Below are 996 nucleotides of genomic sequence, written 5' to 3' on the forward strand. Positions count from 1 at the left end.
CCGAAGCCGACCGACAGGATACTGGCTGCCATCAGGCCGAGGAAGGACCAGTGGACGCGATCGAGACCGAACCGGCCGACGAGCGTGCCGGCCCAGGCTCCGGCCAGTCCCCCGGTGCCGATGCAGGTCCAGAGAAAGCCGGTTCCGGTCGCCCCCCAGCCCATCTGCTCCGCGACGAGTTGGCCGCCGAAGGACCATAGCGCTGTGCTCGCAGCCCCCATCAGGAAGGAGGCGGAGATCAGCCGCAGGACCGGTCCCGTCATCGGGGGAAGGCCACCTGCGCGGTCGCTGCCCGAGGCGGCAGGAAGCGAGATCGCTGCCGCGACGGCCAGCAGCAGCGCGACGGCGGCGAAAGCCCCGAAGGCCAATCTCCATTGTCCCGCGAGGCCAAGCGCGATTGGCCCAGACAGCGCCACGCCTGCGCTCACACCCGCATTGATCACCGTGTTCGTCAGGTCCTGCCGGTTCTTGTCGACGGCAGCGGCGACCGCGGCGGCCATGGGGGGAGAGGCGAGCCCCGTGCTCGATCCCGCGACCACCACTGCGATGGCCAGGATCAGCGGCGATGGCGCAAGCGCGATGCCCGCCATCCCGATCGCCGCGACGAGGGCGGCGCCTGTCGCGACGGCGCGCGCGCCGAGGCGTTCGGTCAGGATGGCAGAGGCGACGATGGCGACACAGTAGCCGGCGAAGGAGCCGCCCGAAATCACGCCGCCGAGGGACGGGCCGAGACCAAGTTCTCCGTCGATCTGCGGCAGGAACAGGCCGAAGGCGAAGCGGGCAAAGCCGTAGCAGACCGCGATGAGGGCGAAGCCTGTCACGCCGATGCGAAGGGCCGGGCTCATGCGCGCGCCCTTTCAAGCAGGACGACCGCCGCCGCCCGAGCCGCAGAGACGGCCCCCGCTCCGCGATAGACAGCCGCGTGGGTAGCGCCCTCGAAGAGAACCAGAACCTGCTCTGCGAGTGCCGGGTCCTCGCGTCCGAGTTCCATTGCGA

At 70.4% G+C, this 996-nt stretch carries 1 protein-coding gene; it reads right to left on the reverse strand.

Annotated elements, in window-relative coordinates:
- Window positions 1–845 (reverse strand): MFS transporter (locus EU805_RS17230; protein ID WP_129765208.1); only part of this gene is annotated, 845 nt, incomplete at its 3' end.
- Window positions 846–996: the final 151 nt, after the last annotated feature.

It is taken from the genome of Salipiger sp. IMCC34102 (genome assembly GCF_004145405.1).
Taxonomy (GTDB): Bacteria; Pseudomonadota; Alphaproteobacteria; order Rhodobacterales; family Rhodobacteraceae; genus Loktanella.